General features: G+C 63.2%; 22 protein-coding genes. 12 read left to right on the forward strand and 10 right to left on the reverse strand.

The features are described from left to right. The first annotated feature begins 84 nt into the window (after window positions 1-84). Complete coding sequence (locus NATGR_RS05965) at window positions 85-885, forward strand: N-acyl homoserine lactonase family protein (RefSeq protein WP_005575399.1); 801 nt, start codon at window positions 85-87, stop codon at window positions 883-885. Window positions 886-1,140: 255 nt separating this feature from the next. Here the strand turns inward: NATGR_RS05965 and NATGR_RS19300 are convergent, their stop codons facing one another. Continuing rightward, window positions 1,141-1,278 carry a hypothetical protein gene (locus tag NATGR_RS19300; RefSeq protein ID WP_015233390.1) on the reverse strand — a complete coding sequence of 46 codons (138 nt, stop codon included), beginning with the start codon at window positions 1,276-1,278 and terminating at the stop codon, window positions 1,141-1,143. A gap of 504 nt (window positions 1,279-1,782) precedes the next feature. Here NATGR_RS19300 and NATGR_RS05970 point away from each other — a divergent pair. Beyond that, the gene (locus NATGR_RS05970; RefSeq protein WP_101932252.1) at window positions 1,783-2,145 is read left to right on the forward strand and encodes a hypothetical protein; all 363 of its coding nucleotides are present in this window, start codon (window positions 1,783-1,785) and stop codon (window positions 2,143-2,145) included. A gap of 44 nt (window positions 2,146-2,189) precedes the next feature. Here NATGR_RS05970 and NATGR_RS05975 read toward each other — a convergent pair whose 3' ends face one another. From NATGR_RS05975 to NATGR_RS05995, 4 genes are all read right to left on the reverse strand, one after another. Further along, window positions 2,190-2,954, reverse strand: coding sequence for an enoyl-CoA hydratase/isomerase family protein (locus NATGR_RS05975; protein ID WP_005575401.1), 765 nt, complete (start codon window positions 2,952-2,954; stop codon window positions 2,190-2,192). Between the two features lie 4 nt (window positions 2,955-2,958). After that, entirely contained in the window at window positions 2,959-3,417 is a 459-nt protein-coding gene (locus NATGR_RS05980) for a MaoC family dehydratase (RefSeq protein ID WP_005575402.1), read from the reverse strand. 139 nt (window positions 3,418-3,556) lie between these two features. Next, a complete protein-coding gene (paaK, locus tag NATGR_RS05985; RefSeq protein WP_005575403.1) occupies window positions 3,557-4,843 on the reverse strand; it encodes a phenylacetate--CoA ligase PaaK in 1,287 nt (428 codons plus the stop codon). Between the two features lie 349 nt (window positions 4,844-5,192). Further along, window positions 5,193-5,588, reverse strand: a complete 396-nt coding sequence (locus NATGR_RS05995) for a universal stress protein (protein WP_005575408.1) — start codon at window positions 5,586-5,588, stop codon at window positions 5,193-5,195. Between the two features lie 205 nt (window positions 5,589-5,793). Between NATGR_RS05995 and NATGR_RS06000 the strand changes: the two genes are divergently transcribed. Genes NATGR_RS06000 through NATGR_RS06015 form a run of 4 tightly spaced genes read left to right on the forward strand, consistent with a single transcriptional unit; the run spans window position 5,794 to window position 10,517 of the window. Beyond that, window positions 5,794-7,017: an ABC transporter substrate-binding protein gene (locus tag NATGR_RS06000; protein ID WP_005575410.1), complete on the forward strand. Its 1,224-nt coding sequence runs from the start codon at window positions 5,794-5,796 to the stop codon at window positions 7,015-7,017. A 13-nt stretch (window positions 7,018-7,030) separates the two neighbouring features. After that, the gene (locus tag NATGR_RS06005) at window positions 7,031-8,998 is read left to right on the forward strand and encodes an ABC transporter permease (protein WP_005575411.1); all 1,968 of its coding nucleotides are present in this window, start codon (window positions 7,031-7,033) and stop codon (window positions 8,996-8,998) included. Next, window positions 8,998-9,798 carry an ABC transporter ATP-binding protein gene (locus NATGR_RS06010; protein ID WP_005575412.1) on the forward strand — a complete coding sequence of 267 codons (801 nt, stop codon included), beginning with the start codon at window positions 8,998-9,000 and terminating at the stop codon, window positions 9,796-9,798. The genes NATGR_RS06005 and NATGR_RS06010 overlap by 1 nt, the downstream gene beginning before the upstream one ends. Continuing rightward, the gene (locus NATGR_RS06015; protein ID WP_005575414.1) at window positions 9,795-10,517 is read left to right on the forward strand and encodes an ABC transporter ATP-binding protein; all 723 of its coding nucleotides are present in this window, start codon (window positions 9,795-9,797) and stop codon (window positions 10,515-10,517) included. The genes NATGR_RS06010 and NATGR_RS06015 overlap by 4 nt, the downstream gene beginning before the upstream one ends. A 179-nt stretch (window positions 10,518-10,696) precedes the next feature. On the opposite strand, the gene paaI is transcribed toward NATGR_RS06015, so the two are convergent. Both paaI and NATGR_RS06025 read right to left on the reverse strand, forming a co-directional pair. Then, window positions 10,697-11,092, reverse strand: coding sequence for a hydroxyphenylacetyl-CoA thioesterase PaaI (paaI, locus tag NATGR_RS06020; protein WP_005575415.1), 396 nt, complete (start codon window positions 11,090-11,092; stop codon window positions 10,697-10,699). Between the two features lie 38 nt (window positions 11,093-11,130). After that, complete coding sequence (locus NATGR_RS06025) at window positions 11,131-11,769, reverse strand: helix-turn-helix domain-containing protein (RefSeq protein WP_005575416.1); 639 nt, start codon at window positions 11,767-11,769, stop codon at window positions 11,131-11,133. Between the two features lie 106 nt (window positions 11,770-11,875). On the opposite strand from NATGR_RS06025, the gene paaA reads away from it, so the two are divergent. From paaA to paaE, 5 genes are read left to right on the forward strand one after another with little or no spacing between them, the layout of a single operon-like run. Beyond that, window positions 11,876-12,817, forward strand: coding sequence for a 1,2-phenylacetyl-CoA epoxidase subunit PaaA (gene paaA / locus NATGR_RS06030; RefSeq protein WP_005575417.1), 942 nt, complete (start codon window positions 11,876-11,878; stop codon window positions 12,815-12,817). 2 nt (window positions 12,818-12,819) lie between these two features. Then, the gene (gene paaB / locus NATGR_RS06035) at window positions 12,820-13,140 is read left to right on the forward strand and encodes a 1,2-phenylacetyl-CoA epoxidase subunit PaaB (RefSeq protein WP_005575418.1); all 321 of its coding nucleotides are present in this window, start codon (window positions 12,820-12,822) and stop codon (window positions 13,138-13,140) included. Next, on the forward strand, window positions 13,140-14,054 hold the full coding sequence (gene paaC / locus NATGR_RS06040) for a 1,2-phenylacetyl-CoA epoxidase subunit PaaC (protein WP_005575425.1): 915 nt from the start codon (window positions 13,140-13,142) through the stop codon (window positions 14,052-14,054). Before paaB ends, paaC begins: the two co-directional genes overlap by 1 nt. After that, window positions 14,054-14,470 (forward strand): 1,2-phenylacetyl-CoA epoxidase subunit PaaD, encoded by a 417-nt coding sequence (gene paaD / locus NATGR_RS06045; RefSeq protein WP_005575426.1) that lies wholly within the window; start codon window positions 14,054-14,056, stop codon window positions 14,468-14,470. The genes paaC and paaD overlap by 1 nt, the downstream gene beginning before the upstream one ends. After that, a complete protein-coding gene (gene paaE, locus NATGR_RS19870) occupies window positions 14,467-14,634 on the forward strand; it encodes a 1,2-phenylacetyl-CoA epoxidase subunit PaaE (protein ID WP_005575428.1) in 168 nt (55 codons plus the stop codon). The genes paaD and paaE overlap by 4 nt, the downstream gene beginning before the upstream one ends. Window positions 14,635-15,069: 435 nt before the next feature. Here the strand turns inward: paaE and NATGR_RS06050 are convergent, their stop codons facing one another. The 3 genes from NATGR_RS06050 to NATGR_RS06060 are packed head-to-tail and all read right to left on the reverse strand — an operon-like array spanning window position 15,070 to window position 18,086. Beyond that, window positions 15,070-16,035: an NAD-dependent epimerase/dehydratase family protein gene (locus NATGR_RS06050; protein WP_005575429.1), complete on the reverse strand. Its 966-nt coding sequence runs from the start codon at window positions 16,033-16,035 to the stop codon at window positions 15,070-15,072. Between the two features lie 42 nt (window positions 16,036-16,077). After that, on the reverse strand, window positions 16,078-17,772 hold the full coding sequence (locus NATGR_RS06055; protein WP_005575430.1) for a thiamine pyrophosphate-binding protein: 1,695 nt from the start codon (window positions 17,770-17,772) through the stop codon (window positions 16,078-16,080). Further along, window positions 17,769-18,086, reverse strand: coding sequence for an EthD family reductase (locus NATGR_RS06060; protein WP_005575431.1), 318 nt, complete (start codon window positions 18,084-18,086; stop codon window positions 17,769-17,771). Before NATGR_RS06060 ends, NATGR_RS06055 begins: the two co-directional genes overlap by 4 nt. 515 nt (window positions 18,087-18,601) lie before the next feature. Between NATGR_RS06060 and NATGR_RS06070 the strand changes: the two genes are divergently transcribed. Beyond that, the gene (locus tag NATGR_RS06070; RefSeq protein ID WP_005575433.1) at window positions 18,602-19,195 is read left to right on the forward strand and encodes an HD domain-containing protein; all 594 of its coding nucleotides are present in this window, start codon (window positions 18,602-18,604) and stop codon (window positions 19,193-19,195) included. Window positions 19,196-19,415 lie beyond the last annotated feature (220 nt).

Consider the following 19,415-nt stretch of genomic DNA (forward strand, 5'->3'; position numbering starts at 1 on the left):
TCACCGGGAAAACGTTACAACGATCCGGACGACTGAAGCGCAGTTAGGGAGTACGTTCTTTGGACGGGCGATTTCAGTACGAGTATGGGAGTCCACCGTCTCTACCGGCTCAACACCGCCGAGTGGACGTTCGATCACAGCATGGCCGTCCAACTCGAGAAACCGGGCGACCCCTACACCGGCTGGTGTCCGTGTTACCTGCTCGAGCATCCGGAGGGGCTGGTGCTTTTCGATACCGGGATTAGCCGCGAGATGGCAGCCGATCCCGCGGAGTACGGGCCAAGCGGCGCGGCCCACATGACGGCGTTTCTCGAGACGCTCGACCTCGCGGTTGGGCAATCGCCGACCGACCATCTCGCCGCGCTGGGGTACGAACCCGAAGACGTCGACTACGTCGTGCTCTCGCATCTCCACGTCGACCACGCGGGCAACGTCGACGCGTTTCCGGACGCCGAGGTGATCGTCCAGAAGTCGGAGCTACGGTACGCGTTCTGGCCTGACGGTGTCCAGCGACTGTTCTACCTTGAGGGAGACTTCTCACCGTTGCGCGACGAGTCGATGGACGTGACAGCGATCACCGGCGAGTACGACCTCTTCGGCGACGGCAGCGTCGTGGCGTTCCCGACGCCGGGACACACGCCCGGCCACCAGTCGCTCGCGGTCGAACTCGAGTCGAAAACCGTCGTCCTCGCCGCCGACGTCGCAAACAGCCGCGAGGGGTACGAACGCGAGCGAGTGCCGTCTTTCGTCTGGTCGCTCGAGGACTCCCTCGAGTCGATCCAGCGGGTTCGAAGTCGTGCACGGAAGACGGACGCTACCGTCGTCGTTCATCACGACCCCGACGAGCAAACGAAGTTGCCGGACCCACCGGCGGCACTCGAGTAGTCGCAAGGGACTGCGTTCGTCTGCCCGTCGAAGCCCCGTCCGGACTCGTGGTCGAGTTCGCTTCCGTCACGGGCTGGGACGCCGATGCTGCACTTCCGGGCCGGAAGGTGGCAGACTCGAGGTCGAGTTCGGAACCGGTGTCGTCGTGCTCGCGGTCCGGGAGTCCGCCGGACAGAGAGGACTCGAGTAACGCTGTTTCTCGCACTCCGCGTGGGCAGTGGAGAGTCCCAGGCCGCTACTCGTGTCGACTCCGTCCTAGCGCTCCTGGTCGCTCGAGGACTCGAGAAGGCCTTCGACCGGACGCTCGACGATCGTCTCGACGATATCGTCCCGTTCGACGGTTCGCTCGAGAAGCGATTCGACCGGGTCCGAGTCGTCGTCTCGGTCCGTCATGGTCGGTCGACTGTTGGGTGGCCCCGAAATTGAGTCTTGTGTCAGCTACTCAGCTCGAGGCGACTGTATGATAGCAGCAAAACAGAAAGAAGTTTATAAAATATAAATAATAAATATCACCGAGAAGCGGTTGCCGAGATCGCAAGTCGTCCTCCGGAGATCGAGGACCGCACCGGAGGCGATCACTCGATCACGCCTATTAATCCCTAGAACCCGATTTACGGCCGGAATACAGATAGGTGAGTGACGAATTTGACACTCGGATCGACGGCTGTCTGGCTACGCCGATGTCGATCTAGCGGCCGGCCTTACCCAAGAATGATCAGTTTAGGTTATAGAAACTTGATATGGTAATTATGGGGTTTCAGGGGTCGGTCGTGCGCAGTTAGCGCCAGCCACTGACCTCGCCTGATACGGACTGCTGTCCCGATGTCCCGGCGCGACCGCAGGAGGAGTCACCGCCGCGCCGGAACTGACCGACAGCAAACCGTACGAGTGAATCACGTGCATCGCGACGTGGACAGAGATCCCAGTCACGAAGCCACCGACGAAACTGAGAGCAGGGTCGACCGGACCCGCGGCCTAGACTCCAGCAACCACCGCTGCACCGACGAGACACAAAACGACGATCTGCCGTCCGTTCTCGCCGATCTCTCGTCCCCAGTCGCCGACGCGGGAGTCGTCGAGAAACCGAATGACTGGACCCAGTACGATCACACCGACGACGGCCCCGGCCGCTACCCAGGTCCAGACGACCGTCTCGAGGGCGATCGAGTTGAGCGGGAACCACAGCAGCGCGAGACAGCCAGTGACGACGGTCGCCCACGTTGGCGGCCGATCTGGATACCACGATTGGAAGACCAGTGACAGAACTGGTCTTCGACACAGAATAAATCCACGTGGTGTGGTCCCTACTCGAACTCGGGTGACCGATCGGTCAGGAAGGCGTCGACTCCCTCCTCGTGTGCCGGCGTGTCGTACGCCAGCGACTGGACGGACGCCTCGCGCTCGAGGCCGTCGCTCCAGGGCCGCCCGAGGTTGTCGTGAATCGCCCGCTTCGCGAGACCGACGTTCTCGGTCGGGCAAGCGGCGAGCGTCTCGAGGATTTCGTCGATTCGTGCGTCGAGGTCGCCGTCGGGGACCGTCTCGTTGACGAGGTCGAGTTCGTCGGCCGTCCTGGCGTCGATCAGTTTCCCGGTGAGCGCGAGTGCTTTGGCCGTCCGGAGGCCGACCAGTCGGGGGAGAGTGACGGTGGCACCCATGTCGGGAACGAGCCCGACGTTGATAAACGAGGCACCGAACCTGGCGGATTCGGCAGCGTAGGCGAAATCTGCGGCGGCGACCAGCGAGAGGCCAGCACCGACGGCGTCACCGTCGACTTTCGCGACGATGGGGACCGGAGCGGTCAACACTCGTTCGGCGACGCGACCCAGCGTCTCCCGGATGCGTTCGTACGCCTCTGCCGTCGTCTCGTCTCGTTCGGCCATCGCCTCGACGTCACCACCGGCACTGAACGCCTCGCCCGCACCGGTGAGGACGACCGCATCGAGTGTTCCAGGGTCGAGATCCTCGAGTTCGGCTGCGAGGTCACGGGCCACGTCCGCCGTGAACGCGTTTCGTGTGTCCGGTCGGTCGAACGCGAGATACCGGACAGAATCCGCGTCGCGAACCTGCATACGGTCACTCCTCGTGCTTGATCAGGAATTTCATGTCGCCCTCGAAGACGACGGTGTCGTCCTGGTTCGTCATCACGGTATCGAGAACGACGAGTCCGGCATCGTCGTGTCCGACGTCTTTCGTCTCGCTGACCTCTATCTCGAGCGAGAGCGTGTCGCCGATGTAGACGGGGTTGGGCAGGTCCATGTAGTTCATCCCGAGGAACGCGTAGGCGGTGCGTTCGACGATCCCGGTGCGGTAGACGAAACCCGTCGCCTGGACGAACGTCATCGGACCGTGAGCGATGCGGCCGTCGAAGGGGCCGTCCTCGGCGTACTCGGCGTTGGTGTGTAATTCCGTCCAGTCGCCGGATAGCGCCGAGTGCATCACGAAGTCGGCTTCCGTGACAGTTCGACCGACGCTCTCGAACTCCTGTCCGACCTCGAACTCCTCGAAGTGATGTGGCTCGTAACTGTATGCCATACGTAATTATTCCAATGAGTATACAAATAGTTTGCCACGCCACCCGAAAACGGACACAGACAGTCGGTTACGGGATTTCACAGTCGGCACTACCGACGCGGCGAGACTGCCACGGCTCCGACGTGACGTCGATCTCAGGTCACCGATGGTCGTAGACGCGCTTTACCTTCCCGACTTCCGTGCGCTCGAGTTCGCCGGGGTCGACGAGTTCGAGGTCGTCCGGGGTAAACGAGAGGACGTTCTCGAGTCGCGTGAGCACGCGGTCGGCCAGCGCGTCGCGGTCCCCGTCGAACGTCGCCTCGAGTTCGACGCGTAACTCGAGTCGGTCGAGGGCGTCTTCGCGGGAGAGGTCGATCCGGTAGTAGGGCGCGACCTCGTCGAACTCGAGGACGACGGCTTCGATCTCGCTGGGGTAGAGGTTGACGCCGCGGACGATGATGAGGTCGTCGGCACGGCCGGTGACGTTGTCCATGCGGACCATCGTCCGACCACACGCACACTTCTCGGAGGTGAGCGTGGTGAGGTCGCCGGTGCGGTACCGGATAGCTGGCAGCGCCTCCTTGGTCAGGGTCGTCAACACGAGTTCGCCCTCTTCGCCCTCGGGGAGTGGCTCGCCGGTGGCGGGGTCGACCACCTCGGGATAGAAGTGGTCTTCCCAGATGTGCAGGCCGTCCTGGGCCTCGTGGCACTCGTTCGAGACGCCTGGCCCGATGATCTCCGAGAGCCCGTAGATGTCGATCCCCGTCACGTCGAGTCGCTGTTCGATCTCCTCGCGCATCGGGTCCGTACACGGTTCGGCCCCGAAGATCACCGTCGAGACCGGAAGGGTGCGTGGGTCGACGCCCATCTCTTCGGCCGTCTCCGCGAGGTACAGCGCGTACGACGGCGTACAACTCAGGACGTCGCTTTCGAGGTCCTCCAGGAGTTCGACCTGTCGCTGGGTCTGGCCGCCGCCGATCGGGATCACCGTCGCACCCAGTTCCTCGACGCCGTAGTGGAGGCCGAGCCCACCGGTAAAGAGCCCGTAGCCGTAGCCGTTCTGGACGGTGTCGCCCGGTTCGACGCCCGCAGCGACGAGCGACCGCGCGACCACCTCGTTCCAGAGTTCGAGGTCGTCTTCGGTGTAGGCGACGATCTTTGGCTTGCCCGTCGTCCCCGAGGAAGCGTGGATTCGCCGCACCGCCTCGTCGTCGACCGCGAACAGGCCGTCGGGATACTCCTCACGGAAGTCCGATTTCGTCGTGAACGGGAGTTTCTCGACGTCCTCGACCGTCTCGATGTCGTCCGGAGAGACGCCCGCAGCGTCGAGTTCGTCCCGGTAGTACGCCACGTTCTCGTAGGCGTTGCGGACAGTCTCGCGGAGCCGTTCGCTCTGCAGTTCACGGATCTCCGCTCGGGACGCTGTCTCTATCGCTTTATAACTCATCCTCACCACACAATCGAATTCCCTCGATAAAAATCATGTGGTGGAGTCACACTCAGTGAGAGAAGTAATGGCAAGAGCACAGTCCCAGTCCGAACGACTTCTCGCAGGGCCTGCCGTCCTGACGTCTCGGCGATCGCCAGCCGGAGGCGACGCTCGAGCCAGTCGACGTTCAGGAAGACAGAGGGGTCGATCAGCATCAGACTGAGACAGACGGCTGTACCGATGTCCCAGCGCGACCGCAGGCGTGCTCGCGGTCGCGCCGGAACTGACCGACAGCAGACTGTCTGAGAACGTGTGTATCGCGTAGGTTGCTCGAGCGCCGTCGGCTCGGCGTCGGTGACGACGGGCGTCACTCGCCGGGGCTGACGGTGACGACCGGCAGGTCGGTCTCGAGGATCACCGACTGGGTGACGCTCCCGAAGATGACCTTCCCAGTCGGCGTCTGCTTTCGCCCGGAGAGACAGAGCATGTCGGCATCGAGGGCTGTGGCTGCTTCGATCAGTTCCGGAGCCGGCTCGCCGCTCGTCTCGTAGTACTCGTAGTCGATACCGGCCTCGTCGAACCGGTCGGCGATGTGTCGGACGCCGTCGAGTTGCTGGACCGACCGTCCATCTGGATTGTCCTGGAATACGTGTGTGAGAACTGCAGTCACGTCCTCGGTCGATCCGGGGAGCGATTCGATCGTCGACGCCTGTGACTCGGCACGCGCTACGTCGGTGTCGAGTGCGACCAGTATGCGGTACACACATACTGATTGTCATTATTACCCATAACGTTCCCGATCGGTTCACGGCCCAGTTCGACCGACACCGCAGACTCGGACGATATTTCCAGCACCACCAATAAACCACCCACAAAAAGCGGTTTATATTTATAGGTGTTTATCAATAATTCAGTCTATGTCTCGAGGTGACAACCCACATAGCCGGAGACGAGACGTTCTCAAAGCAATGACGGGAGGCAGCGTCGCCAGCGTGATTGGACTGGCTGGCTGCGTCGGTGATCCGGAAGAAGCAACCGGGAGAGACGACGAGGAGTTCGACACAGTACGACTCGGTGTTCTCGAGCCGCGAACCGGTGAGTTCGCCGAACTCGGCGAAGAGCGCCACCAAGGCAACGAGCTCGGCATCCAGTGGGTCAACGAGAGCGACGAGTACGACTTCGAGTTCGAGTACGAGAGTTTCGACACGCAGACCGATCCTGCGGACGCGACTCGCGAGGCCGAGGAGGCCATTCAGGACTACGGAGTGGACTTTCTCACTGGCTGTATCAGCAGTTCCTCGGCGCTTGCGGTTGCCGACATCGCCGAAGAAAACGGCGTCGTGTACACGCCAGGTGCGGCGGACATCTCGATCACTGGCGACAACTGCAGCGAGTACGTCTTCCGGTTCGAGACGAACACCGCCCAGATGACCGAGGTGATGGCCCAGTGGACCGACGACGAACTAGGCGACCGGATCTTCTATCACATCGCAGACTACGTCTACGGCGAGTCGGTGCGCGACGAGTTCGAGGCCAGAATGGCGGCACTGAGCGACTCCTACGAGAACGTCGGGGAGACAGCGTCCGACCCCGGTGCGACCGACTTCGACGCGTTCATCACGCAGATCCAGGACGAGGCTGACGAGGCCGACGCTCTCGTCGTCGGGATGACGGGTGCAGACCTCGGGATCTTCCTGCAGCAAGCCGGCGAGCGCGGCCTGCAAGACGACATCCCCATCGTCACGACGACGGGATCGTTCACTCCCGTCCGCGGCGGTGCCGGGCTCTCGGCCGTCGGCGTCTACAGCGGCGTCCGATACTCACCGGAACTCCAGATCGGTGACAACCAGGCGTTCGTCGAGGCCTACGAAGACGAGTTCGACGAACTACCGGACAACTTCTCGCGGGTCGGCTTCGATTCGATCCGGATGCTCGCCAACGGCATCCAGGAAGCCGGTTCGCGCGATCCGGACGCGGTCAAAGAGGTGCTCAACGGCCTCGAGCACGAGACGATCTTCGGCCCGAACCGCTTCCGGGAATGTGACGGCCAGGCAGAGAACCCGGTCTGGATGGGTGAACTCGTCGAACCGGACGACGGTGAGGTTCCAGGCGTCACCTTCGACCTCGAACAGCTCGAGGGCGAGGACGCGATTCCAGACTGTGAAGACGTCGGCTGTGACGGCCGAGCGTAAGTACTGAACACCCATGCTTGCTGGACTCACACAACAGCTGTTGGATGGATTGACACTCGGTGTCGTGTACGTACTGCTCGCCGCGGGGCTTTCAGTCATCTTCGGCGTCATGCACGTCATCAACTTCGCCCACGGCGAACTGTTCGCACTCGGTGCGTACTTCGCGCTTGCGGTGATCGCACCGCTCGGCGGGACGGCGTTTTTCGCCGCGTTACTGATCGCGCCGTTGCTCGTCGGCGTGATCGGCGTGGCCATCGAACGATACACCGTCCAGCCGCTGTACGGGCGCAACCCGCTCTATCACATCCTGCTGACGTTCGGCCTCGTGCTGGTGTTGAACGACCTGATATACCTGGTCTGGGGACCAGGTGCCTCGAGCCTGCCGCGACCGGACGTCGTCAGTGGGACGATTTCCGTGTTCGGGTTCGGCGTGAGCGCGTACAACCTCTTTATCATCGTCGCCGGCAGCCTGATGGCCGTCGCCGTCTGGGCGATGCTCGAGTACACCAGGTACGGCCTCATCATTCGTGCCGGTTCCCAGGATCGCCAGATGGTGCGCAACCTCGGGATCGACATCGATCGATACTATTCGCTCGTGTTCGGCGTGGGTGCGGCTCTGGCGGCGTTTGCCGGTATCATCCTCGCTGGAAGCAGGCAAGTCAACCCCGAGATGGGGATGTCCGTCATCATCCCGGCGTTCGTCATCGTCGTCCTCGGCGGCCTGGGGAGTTTCAAGGGTGCAGTCGCCGGCGGACTCTTCGTCGGCATTCTGCAGGAATCGATCTTGCGACCGTACGTCCCGTTCCTCGAGGGAATGGTACTTTTCCTGCTGATGATCGGTATCCTCCTGGTCCGGCCACGCGGGTTGTTCGGCACCGAAACGCCGGACGACGAGGGCGGTGAACTGCTCACCGGGAGTAATGGTGGTTTCCTCGACCCCAAGACCCGCAACCGGCTAGGGGTCGCGATGGTCGGATTGCTCGTGTTGGTGCCGTTCGGGGCAGGGTGGCTGTACTCGACGTTCGTCGTCACGTTGCTGATCGAGGTCCTGATCTGGGGACTGTTCGCACTCAGTCTCGACTTCGTGATGGGGTACACCGGGCTGGTGTCGCTCGGTCACGCGCTGTTCTACGGACTGGGCGCGTACGTGGTCGCGATCACTCTCCAGCAGGTGACGCCGTCCGTGTTCGTTGCGCTCCCCCTTGCGATCGTAATCTCGGCGGCGGTCGCGTGGGTCGTCGGCTACCTCTCGATCAGGGTCTCGGGCGTCTACTTCGCGATGATCACCCTCGCGTTTGCCGAACTGTTCTACAACGCGGTCACCAGACTCGAGATTACTGGTGGCTCCGAGGGCATCTTCGGGCTCGATCCCGTCTACGGGATCGGCGGCGTCGGCGTCGAACTCGACTCGATCGGGCTCTTCCTCGGGCCGGTAGCCATCACCGGTCGGCTGCTGTTTTACTACGTCGTGTTGCTCGCGCTGGTCGCCGGCTTCTTGCTCACTCGCCGGATGCTCCAGTCGCCGTTTGGCGCAGTGCTTACGTCCATTCGGGAGAACGAACAGCGCGCGACGTTTCTCGGCTACGACACGGTCACGTACAAACGTCGAGCGTTCGTCGTCAGCGGAGCACTCGCCGGCCTCTCCGGCGGGCTGTACACCCTCTTTACGGGCCGGGTCTTCCCCGCCACCGCCGAGTGGATGGTCTCCGGTGAAGTGATCGTGATGGTCATCCTCGGCGGGATGGGGACGCTGTACGGGCCGATCGTCGGCTCGGCCACGTTCTTCGGCCTCGAGTACGTTCTCACTGGCGTCACCGAACGCTGGCGGCTCGTGCTCGGGTCGATATTCGTCCTGTTCGTCATCTTCTTGCCGCGAGGGCTAGTTTCGGTCCCCGAACTGCTCGCACCGCACCTTCCGGGCGGACCAGGCCCGGACCCCGAACCGGCCACGAGCGACTCGAGCACGCGAGGTGACGACTAGTGACGGTGGAACCACAGGAGCGCGAACGGTTCACCGACGGTGACGTCATCCTCCGGACCGAGGGGCTCGTCCGGAAGTTCGGCGAGTTCACCGCGACCGACCACGTCGATCTCGCGGTCGAACGCGGCGAGTGCAGGAGCATCATCGGTCCCAACGGAGCGGGTAAGACCACCCTGTTCAACCTCATCACGGGGGCGTTGTCCGTCACCGACGGGACGATCTACTTCGACGGCGAGGAAGTTACCGACCTCTCGCCGCCCGAACGCGTCCGCCGTGGCATGGGTCGATCGTTCCAGATCTCGAACGTCTTCGGCGGACTCACCGTCCGCGAGAACGTCCGGCTGGCGGCTCAGTCGGTCAGCCGCGACGAGTACAGCCTCGTCGAGTCGCTTTTCAAACCGACCGACAGCTACGACGGGATGAACGAAGAAACCGAACGCATCCTCACGCGCATCGGCCTAGAGAACGTCGCCGAGGAGGAGGCCGACGCGCTCGCGTACGGGAACCGACGGCGACTCGAGATCGGCGTCGTGCTGGCGACCGATCCCGACATCGTGCTGTTTGACGAGCCGACCGCTGGCATGAGCGTCGAGGAAACCCAGGAGACGATCGATCTCATCGAGGAAGTGCTGGTCGATCAGACCCTGCTGTTGATCGAACACGACATCGAACTCGTCATGGAACTTTCCGACCGAATCACCGTGTTGCATCGTGGCCAGATTCTCGCGGAAGGAACACCCGAAGACATCGCCGGCAACCAGGCCGTCCAAGACGCCTACCTCGGGGGGATGGCCGAATGAGCGCCGACCGCGTGCTCGAACTCGAGGAGGTCGACGCCGGCTACGGCGAGACGAAGGTGTTACACGACCTCTCGCTGACTGTCGACGAAGGCGAGATCGTCTCGCTGGTCGGTCGCAACGGTGCCGGGAAGACGACGACGCTCCGGTCTATCATGGGGATCGTCAACCCGACCGACGGGACGGTCAGCTATCGTGGCGAGGAGATAACCGACCTCGACGCGACGACGAGCGCTAAACGCGGCCTCTCGCTGGTCCCCGAGGAACGGCGGATCTTCCCCGAGTTGACCGTCCGCGAGAACCTGGAACTGGCAGCATACGGCGGCTCGACCGAGGTCGACGCGTTCTCGGTCGCGGAGGCACTCGAGATGTTCGAGAACCTAACAGAACGGACCGAAAACGCTGGCTCGTCGCTGTCGGGAGGCGAACAGCAGATGCTCGCGATCGCACGCGCACTGGTCGCCGGTGCCGACCTGATCTTGCTCGACGAACCCACCGAGGGACTCGCTCCCTACATCGTCAAGGACGTGATGCACATCGTCCGCGAACTCCGGGAGCAGGGGATCACCGTCTTGCTCGTCGAGCAAAACGTCCACGTCAGTCTCGAGCTAGCCGACCACAACTACGTCATCAACCAGGGCGAGATCGTCTGGGAGGGCAGTTCCGCGGAACTCGAGGAGGACGAAGCGATTCTCGATCGGTATCTCGGCGTGACTGCCTGATACGGAATGCTGTAACGATTTACCGGCGTGACCGCGAGCCCTCCTGTGGTCGCGCCGGAAATGACTTACAGCAAACTGTATGACTGCCCCCGTGTATTTCGGACGGATTGCTGTACCGAGTTCCCGGTGCACCCGCTTCGGGGCGCTGGTGGCCCGGAAATGACGGACAAGAAACCGTCTCAGTCCAGCAGGTACACCCGCCCACGGAACGTCGAAATACGGTCGTCGTCGTCGTCAGTGACGGCGACCTCGTATTCGGCGGTCCGACTGGTGACGTGGGTTTCCTCGGCGGTCGCCGTGAGGACGTCGCCGACCGCGACTGCGTCGAGATAGGAGATGTTCGTCTCGAGCGCGACCGCGGTGTCGCCACGGGAGTTCGAGGCGGCCGCAAACGCGGCGTCGGCGAGCGAGTAAACAGCACCGCCGTGAGGTGTGCCGTGGAAGTTCAGCAGTTCCGCGGTGATCTCGAGTCTGGTCCGTGCGGCTCCAGGCTCGAGGTCGACCAGGTCGATACCGAGTGTCTCGCAGTAAGCGTCGCTCTGGATGCGCTGGCAAACGGCGTCGAGGTCCGTCATACAGTGACACGGTACTCCGGGAGAAAAGAAGTTACCGATTAGCTGAAAATCTGCCGGAGGAGCGCCTGCTCGCCACGGCGCAGGCGTTCGAGGAACGCCGACTTGCTGATCCCGAGTTCCGCGGCGACCGCCTCGGACGTCGTCTCTCGGGGAATCGCGAAGTACCCCATCTCGAGTGCCGTCCGCATACATGCTTCCTGTGCAGGAGTGAGGTCCCACCGTGGGCTGGCCGATTCTCGTGTCTCGGTCTGGAGCGGATACACGCGTTCGAGTTTGACGCCGACGGCGTCACCTGCCGCGGCCATGACGCCTTTGAGAACGTCACGGCCGACGACGGCACCGAAAATCGTCGCCTCGCCGTTCCGGTAGCGTAGCGTCTCGACGATCAGTCCGCCGTCGATCAGTTCTTGGACGACACAGGGAGCTTTCGAGAGACACCGGTACTGGTACCGGCCGTCGGTTCTCGAGACGTGCAGGTACGAGATGCGATCGTCGGCCTCGAGGACGTGCGTGAGTTCGTCTCGTTGTGGCGTGACGAACTGCAGGAGGTCGTAACCGTCGCTCCGGTGTTGGGGTGGCTGGGCATCGACGTCGACGTCGATGGCTCGTGTGGCTTCCGCGAGCGGACAGTCGTCGTTTTGAACTCGGAACTCGACTGCGAGGCACTCTTCGATCATAGCGTGTGTCTGTCAATCATAGCCATGTTTTCGGCCAGTACAGATAAAACCTCGTTATATAGTGGTGAATTGCTAAGGATGTCTCGGTCATGTTTACTCGTGAACAATGCACATAGAAACGGTCAAAGACCGAGCGGGACCGCGGGAGTTCAGCCCCACGGACGACCTCCCCGAGAAGTACCGCGAGGCGGCGACCCGGATGATCGAGTTCCACGCCAACAGCGAGATCATGGGCGCGTACTTAGAGCGGCCGTTTATCCGGCAAGCACCGAGTATCGACCGCAAACTCGCCTTCTCCGCGAAGGTACAAGACGAGATCGGCCACGGGCAGTTGCTCTACCGTGCGGCGGAGTCGCTTGGTGTCAAGACCCGCAAGGAGATGCTAGACGACCTCGCAAACGGCGACGGGAAGTTCCTCAACTGCTTTCATTACCCGATGGAAGGGTGGCCCGAGACGGCGATGATCGCTTTCTTCGTCGACGGTGCGGCGATGCGCCGGCAGGCGACGCTTCGTCGGACCAGCTGGGAGCCCTACGCTCACGCGATGGACAAGGTCTGTTTCGAGGAAGGGTTCCACGTCAAACACGGCGAGGACATCCTCGCGACGCTGATGAGTGGCTCGCGGAAAGAACAGCAAAAGACCCAGGAGGCCTTCGAGACGTGGTGGCCCCGAATCATCCAGTTTTTCGGCCCAACCGACGACCAGAGCAAACACCACGACTTCGCCGCCGACGTCGGTCTGAAACAGAAGTCCAACGACGAACTCCGGACGGCCTTCCTCAACCAGTACATCCCGAAAGCCCAACAGTACGGCCTCGAGATCCCTGACGAGCCCCGCATCCGGAAAAACGACGAGGGAGATTACGAGGTCGTCGAAGACGATTTAGATTGGGCGGAGTTCTTCACGATCGCGAAAAACGAGTACGAACCCGGCGTCGGCCAGATCGAGGGGCGCAACGCCGCACAGGAGGCCGTCGAGTGGGTTCGGGAGACGATCGACGGAACCGACGTGCCGTCGGGTGGCCAGACACCACAGGCTGCCGACTAACCATGATCTGGGAAGTATTCCGACAGGAAGAGCAAGGCGAGTACCACACCCACTGTGGGAACGTTCACGCACCGGACCGCGAGATGGCAAAGCAGTTCGCCGCGATCCAGCACGGCCGGCGCAAGCCGACGAACAACCTCTGGGTCGTCCCCAAGACGGAGATCGGTGAACTCGACGGCGACGAGTACGCCTTCGGCGGCGCAACCGACAAGAGCTACCGCTGGGCGACGGGGTACGACGTCACCGCCGACGACGCAAGCGAGGTAGTCGAGTCCTCGGGCGAACAGGAAGACGCCAAGGAACGGCGTAACGAGGTGGTCTGATGAGCGGGTTCGACTCCTCCGCCGACCTCGACGACGAACAGGCAACAGCCCTCGAGTCGCTGTTGCTCAGACTGGCCGACGACGAGTTCGTGCTGGCCGAACGCTACACCGAGTGGCAAGTCAGGGCACCGTCTCTCGAGTCCGATCTCGCGTTGTCGAACAACGCCCAGGACGAACTCGGCCACGCTCGACTGTGGTACGACGTTCTCGAGGATCTGGGCCACGAAGAACACGAACTGATCTACGAGCGCGACCCCGACGAGTGGCGACACAGCACGCTGACCGAACGACCGTTCGACGAGGGCGACTGGGCCGACGTCGTCCTCAGACACTACCTCTACGACGTCGCCGAACAGCTCCGACTCGAGTCGCTCGCGGAGTCGAGTTACGCAAAGATCGCCGACCGCGTCGGCAAAGTCCGGAGCGAAGAGCAGTACCACCGCGAACACGCGGAGAGCTGGATGGAACGGCTCGCCGACGGCGACGAGGGCCACGAGCGCCTGCAGAACGCCGTCGATCGGCTGTTCCCGCACGCGCTGACGCTGTTCGAAGTGGCCGCGCCGACCTCCGGCACGGGAGACGCGAGCGGCGACGAACCGCGGGCCGTCGACGACGATCTCGAGGAGACGATCGTCGAGGCCGGCTTCCGTGACGCCTCCCTCGAGGCGCTTCGTGCAGAGTGGCTCTCGATCGTCGTCCCGTATCTCGAGGATCTCGACCTCGAGACGCCGGTTTCGGAGATCGTCCACTACGACGACTACGACCTCGAGGTGCCCGACGACACCCTCCCCGAAGCTCTCGGCCGGGACGGTACCCACACCGACGCCTGGGCGAAACTCCACGAGGAGTTTACCCACACCTACCGCGAACTCGAGCGCAGTGAAGCGACCACGATCATGGCGCACCCAGAATAATGAACCACGACACGCCGGACGACCCCGACACCACGCCCTGTGCGTACACCGACTACCGGGAGGGCGAGGCGGTCGAAGAACTGCCCGCGACTGGCGACGACGCGACCGGCCTCGAGGCCGACGTGTGGGAGACCCTCTACGAGATCGAAGACCCCGAGATGCCGATCAGCATCGTCGACCTCGGACTGATCTACGGCGTCGACGTCGAAGACGGCGTCGCCACCGTCGACATGACCCTGACCTATTCGGGATGTCCGGCACGCGACATGCTGACGACGGAAGTCGAGGAGTCGGTCGTGGCCCTCGAGGACGTCGACGACGTGGAACTACGGCTCGTCTGGAGTCCGGAGTGGACCGTCGAGATGGTGACCGACGAGGGCGAAGACGACCTGCGAGAGTTCGGACTGAGCGTATGAGAGAACCCGATCCAAGCGTTACGACTGGCGGCGACGAGACGGGCGCGGAGTGTCCCTACTGTGGATCGACGAACACGGTTCGCGAACACCCGAAAGGGCCGTCGCTGTGTCGATCGATGCACTACTGCAACGGCTGTGAGCAGCCGTTCGAGCGGTTCGAGTAGCACGACCGCGCCGCAGTTCTTTCGGCGAAATCCAAGCGCGTTGGTACAGAACGGTGGACAATATGAAAAGACATGGCAGTACCAACCGAGTCTCGCTCGCGCGAGGAGTGACGCGAGGTCCAGTCGAACCCGCGCCGGGAGACCGCCGAACACACCTGCGAGAACGTGCCGTTCTACCGGCAGCGACTCGAGTTCGACCCGGAACTCGAGTCGACGTTCGACGTTCGACCGCGACCGACTCCGTGATGCGATCGAGAAACGACTGGCCAACGCCCTGTCGTTTACGCCGGACGACCTCGAACTCGTCGACCCCGGCGAACTCGAGGAACGGAGGAGGGCACGGTCAAACGCGTTTACGAAAGAGGTAGTTTCTCGACGGAGGCGGTCGACGCCGTCCAGACCGAAAGCGATAGCGAGGTCACAGAGTCGGGACGGTCACACTGGCTCGAGTCCGTCCTCCTTCCGGAGCACGTTGACGTACGTCCGGAAGCCCGACTCGAGGTCGTACTGGACCTCGTAGCCCAGGTCCTCCTGAGCCCTGGTCATGTCCAAGTTCTGGGTCCAAGGGAGTTCGCCGTCGTCGGAGACGGTGATGTCGGCGTCGGGCACGACGCTCTCGACGGCTTCGGCGGCCTCACGGACCGTCGCGAGCACGCCGCGGACGTTGTAGACCCGCTGAGAAAGGTCGTCTTCGGGGGTGAAGGCGGCTTTCCGGAACGCCTGTGCGATGTCTTCGACGTGTTGCCAGTCGACGTGCTGGTCGCCGTACTCGACGCTGTAGGACTCGCCGAGGGCGGGTTTCTCGACGACGTTCGCGAGGAAGGCGGAGCCGCCGGTCTCGCGGTGGGGGCCGTAGGCGACGGTCGGGCGTAAGGCGACGTGATCGAGTCCGTAGTCCTCGTGGTAGACCCGGGCCTGATGTTCGTTGTACTCCTTGGTCGCGCCGTAGAGCGTGTCGGGATAGACGAGTTCGCCCTCGTCGACCCACTCGGCGTCGTAGTTCTCTGGGGATGCGTAGGCGGCTGCCGAGGAAGCCCACGCGACGCGTTCGACCTGGTCGTCCAAGATACGAGCGGCCTCGAAGACGTTGTTCGTCCCCATGATGTTCACGTCAGCCGCGGCACGCGGGTTCTCCCGTGCCGTCGTCGTCAGCAGTGCCGCGAGGTGAACGACGTGGGTCGCTCCTGACTCCTCGAGCGCGCGGACCACGTCGGTCGGCTCGGAGACGTCGCCGCGTCGCACCTCGACGTCGTCGGCGACGCCGAGTTTCTCCAAGATTTCCGTGTCCGTCGAACGGTCGTAAGCCACGACGTCGTGGCCCTGTTCGAGCAGGTCCTGTACCACGTAGGAACCGATGAAGCCGGTTCCGCCGGTTACCAGTACGGTCGCATCGTCAGTCATGTGTGCTGTATGGTCGTCGAATTCGTGTAGTCGTTCGCATCGTTACTCGTGGAGTCCCCCGACAGAGTCGTAAAACGACGAGGACAGCGTCTCGGCCATCCCCTCTTCGCGGTCGATGCGGACGTCGACGACGTGTGGAACGTCCGCCGCTTTACCCGACTCGAGGGCGTCGGCCAGTTCGTCGGGCGTCGTGACGCGCCGGCCGACAGCGCCGAATGCCTCGGCGGCGGCCACGAAGTCGGTGTCGTGGAACTCGACGCCGGCGATGTCGCCGGCCTCGTCTTGCATCTGTCGAACCATGCCGAGACTCGTGTCGTTCAAGACGACGAACGTCGGCGCGACGCCGTACTCGACGGCAGTCTCGACGCTGTTCATCGTCATCGCGAACCCGCCGTCACCGGCGACGCCGACGACGTCGTTCTCGGTCGTCAGAGCCGCAGACACCGCGGCGGGGGTCGACCATCCCATGCCGCCGACGCCGCCGCTGCCAAAGTAGGTGCCGACGGCCGGCGTCTGGAGGTAGTACAGCAACCAGAACCGGTTGTTCCCGGAGTCTGCGGTGACTATCGTCTCCTCGTCGACGACCGACTCGATCTCCGCGACTGCACGCTGGGGCTTGATCGGACTCGAGTCGTCCTCGCACTCGGGCGCGGTGAACCACTCACGGGCCTCGGCCGCACGCGGTCTGGCCCACCCGTTCTCGCCGCTGCCGGCCTCCGCAAGCGCCGCCAGGCTCTCTTTGGCGTCGCCAATCAGCCCCACGTCGGCGGGGTAGACCCAGCCGGCGTTTCGCGTGTCGACGTCGGCGTGGACGATCGTCTGTTCGTCGGGCCGGATGAACTCGGGCGCTTGCCAGTTGGTGTCCATCGGGTTCAGCCGACAGCCGACGACGAGCAGCGCGTCGGCCTCACTGACGACGCGGTTCGCTCCCTCGTGGCCGAACGACCCGATGACGCCGGCGGCCCGCTCGTCGGTCTCGGGGAACGTCGACTTCCCGAGATAGGAGGTGGTCACGGCACAGTCGTAGGTCTCCGCGACGGCCGCGAGTTCGTCGTAGGCACCCGCGACGTGGACGCCGTTGCCCGCGACGATGACCGGTCGCTCTGCGTCCTCGAGGGCCTCGACGGCCGCGGCGACGTCCTCTGCGGTCGGTGCGGCGTCCCACGTCCGGGTCTGTTCGGCGGCATCCCACGTCGACGGGGTCGGGTCGTCGGGGACGTCTTCGGCGATCGCGTCGCCGTCGAGGATGACTGCCGTCGGCCCGGGCCGGCCCGCGACGGCGTGTTTGAACGCCAGCTGGACCGATCGCAGCGTCTCGGTCGGCGTCCGAGGGAACCACCACTCCTTGGTGACCCCATCCAGGATGTCCGGGAGGCTGAAGCCGCCGTAGTCGCCGCGGGCCTGCTGGTAGGGCGCGAGCGTCGAGTACTCGCCCCGTTCGGAGGCCTCGGTGAGCACGACCATCGGCGAGGAAGCCAGTCGCGCCTCCATCTGGCCGATCATGCCCAGGCTGCCGATCCACGGTCCCTGGCCGGCGAGCACACCCGGTGTACCGGTGAGACGGCCGTGCATCTCCGCCATGACGCTGGCCTCGCGCTCGTCGCGTGGCCGGACGAACTCGACCTCTGAGTCGGGCAGAGACTCGAGGAGTTCGATTACCCTGCCGCCGGGATAGCCGAAAACGTACTCGATGTCTAGGGCCTCGAGCGTCTCGACGAGTTCGCTGGCGGTCGTCATTCGTCGACGTGGACGGTCTCCTCGACGATCAACCGGGGGCCGGCCCCGATGTCGACGAACTCGGCGGCGTCTGCCTGGACCTTCTGACCGTCTTCGGAGGCGAAGGCTTCGTTCAGCGCGTCCTCGTCCTCGAAGACCAGTTCGAGGACGCCGTCGTACTCGACGGCCTCGGGATCGGCCGGCACGGACGTACTGTACCGTTTCAGGCCCGGCAGTTCGCGAGCGATCTCGGCGTGGTCGGCCTGCCAGCGCTCGACGAACTCCTCGTGGCTGTACTCGTCCTTGCGAACGAGTAACTCTACCAGCTTGAGCATACACGTCCTCTGTCGGACGCGGGTGACTTTGTTCTATCGGTGTGTTCACATGCCTATCGATGGGTGAGAACGAGTTACACACTACGAGGGTTCGGTTCGCGTAGCCAGTATGGGCGACCTGCCAGCACTGCGTGTCGACCATGCAGGTATCACGGTCGAGTCGATGGAAGCGGCCGAACTGCTCCTGTTCGCACTGGGATGCGAGAAGAGCCACGAAGAACGAAGCGAGTGCGGGAAGTTCACCTGGGCGGCGGACGTGCTCGGCGACGCCGAGAGCCCCCAAAGCAGGGACAGGACTGTTCGTCGACGGCGAGCGGCTATGATACGGGCTGCTGTCGGTCGCACGGACTTGTTGTACCGTTCTACCGGTGCAACTGCCGGACGAGTCGCGGTCGCTTCGGTACAGCGTCCGTCTGAGACGACGACCTCATAATTTATTGGATCGCGCCAGAAAGCTACTGACGGGAACGACGGCACCGAGCTACTCGAGTCGCCGTCCAGACGACACACAGACTATGTCCGAATCCGATTACGACACGCAAGTCCGCGACGCGTTTCCCGAACTCGAGCGGATCGACGACTCCACCCTCGCCGACCGGGTCGTCGAGGCCTGGAGCCTCGGCCTGCGGCGAGGTGGCTGGCGACACGTCGAGGACGTCCCCTACGCCTGGAACATCCACGAGGTTACGAACGTCGAACACGTCCGTGGCGTCACCCGGATCGCCCTGGAGAGTGCGAGAGAGCAACGCGAGTTCCACGGGGCCGACCCGGACATCGATACGACCGTCGCGGCCTGTCTCCTCCACGACGTGGGCAAGTGCTACGAGTACACCGACCACGTCGACGACGACATCCTCGCCGACACCGATCCGCGGTACGGCGGCGAGACGATCCCGCACTCTATCTCGGGGTACGCGCTGGCCCACGAGGTCGGCTGTCCACTGTCTGTCCAGCGGGCGATCCCACACTTCCTCGGTGAAATTCCCGACCGGACGCTCGAGGCCGAACTGGTACAGAGCGCGAACTCGGCCTCTTCGAACGCCATCACGCAGGCGACGATGGGTATTACGCTCCAGGAGTGGGTCGACGAGTACTCCCAGACGACGTAGGGATGGATGTCGAGGTCGTTCGACTAGCGGAAACGACCTCGTTCTCGAGCGACCGAACCGCACCCCGTTCGTCCGCTAATTCGAGCAATCTTTGATCGAAATCAGAAAATTCCGGCCGATAGCAGCGGGTGCGTTCGAGTAGTTCGAACGTTATTCGCTACCGAACGGAGATCGGAACGACGGTCAACCACCCATTATTTACAGTAGTACTTCTGTAAAC

It is taken from the genome of Natronobacterium gregoryi SP2 (assembly GCF_000230715.2).
GTDB classification, from domain to species: Archaea; Halobacteriota; Halobacteria; order Halobacteriales; family Natrialbaceae; genus Natronobacterium; species Natronobacterium gregoryi.

Coding starts and splice junctions, on each gene's coding strand:
- paaA (WP_005575417.1), top strand. CDS start 11,876: ATGCACATAGAAACGGTCAAAGACCGAGCGGGACCGCGGGAGTTCAGC.
- NATGR_RS05975 (WP_005575401.1), bottom strand. CDS start 2,954: ATGCAGGTTCGCGACGCGGATTCTGTCCGGTATCTCGCGTTCGACCGA.
- NATGR_RS06070 (WP_005575433.1), top strand. CDS start 18,602: ATGTCCGAATCCGATTACGACACGCAAGTCCGCGACGCGTTTCCCGAA.
- paaI (WP_005575415.1), bottom strand. CDS start 11,092: ATGACGGACCTCGACGCCGTTTGCCAGCGCATCCAGAGCGACGCTTAC.
- paaK (WP_005575403.1), bottom strand. CDS start 4,843: ATGAGTTATAAAGCGATAGAGACAGCGTCCCGAGCGGAGATCCGTGAA.
- NATGR_RS06000 (WP_005575410.1), top strand. CDS start 5,794: ATGACGGGAGGCAGCGTCGCCAGCGTGATTGGACTGGCTGGCTGCGTC.
- NATGR_RS05980 (WP_005575402.1), bottom strand. CDS start 3,417: ATGGCATACAGTTACGAGCCACATCACTTCGAGGAGTTCGAGGTCGGA.
- NATGR_RS06055 (WP_005575430.1), bottom strand. CDS start 17,772: ATGACGACCGCCAGCGAACTCGTCGAGACGCTCGAGGCCCTAGACATC.
- NATGR_RS19300 (WP_015233390.1), bottom strand. CDS start 1,278: ATGACGGACCGAGACGACGACTCGGACCCGGTCGAATCGCTTCTCGAG.
- paaB (WP_005575418.1), top strand. CDS start 12,820: ATGATCTGGGAAGTATTCCGACAGGAAGAGCAAGGCGAGTACCACACC.
- NATGR_RS06060 (WP_005575431.1), bottom strand. CDS start 18,086: ATGCTCAAGCTGGTAGAGTTACTCGTTCGCAAGGACGAGTACAGCCAC.
- NATGR_RS06005 (WP_005575411.1), top strand. CDS start 7,031: ATGCTTGCTGGACTCACACAACAGCTGTTGGATGGATTGACACTCGGT.
- NATGR_RS06025 (WP_005575416.1), bottom strand. CDS start 11,769: ATGATCGAAGAGTGCCTCGCAGTCGAGTTCCGAGTTCAAAACGACGAC.
- paaE (WP_005575428.1), top strand. CDS start 14,467: ATGAGAGAACCCGATCCAAGCGTTACGACTGGCGGCGACGAGACGGGC.
- NATGR_RS05965 (WP_005575399.1), top strand. CDS start 85: ATGGGAGTCCACCGTCTCTACCGGCTCAACACCGCCGAGTGGACGTTC.
- NATGR_RS06050 (WP_005575429.1), bottom strand. CDS start 16,035: ATGACTGACGATGCGACCGTACTGGTAACCGGCGGAACCGGCTTCATC.
- paaC (WP_005575425.1), top strand. CDS start 13,140: ATGAGCGGGTTCGACTCCTCCGCCGACCTCGACGACGAACAGGCAACA.
- NATGR_RS06015 (WP_005575414.1), top strand. CDS start 9,795: ATGAGCGCCGACCGCGTGCTCGAACTCGAGGAGGTCGACGCCGGCTAC.
- paaD (WP_005575426.1), top strand. CDS start 14,054: ATGAACCACGACACGCCGGACGACCCCGACACCACGCCCTGTGCGTAC.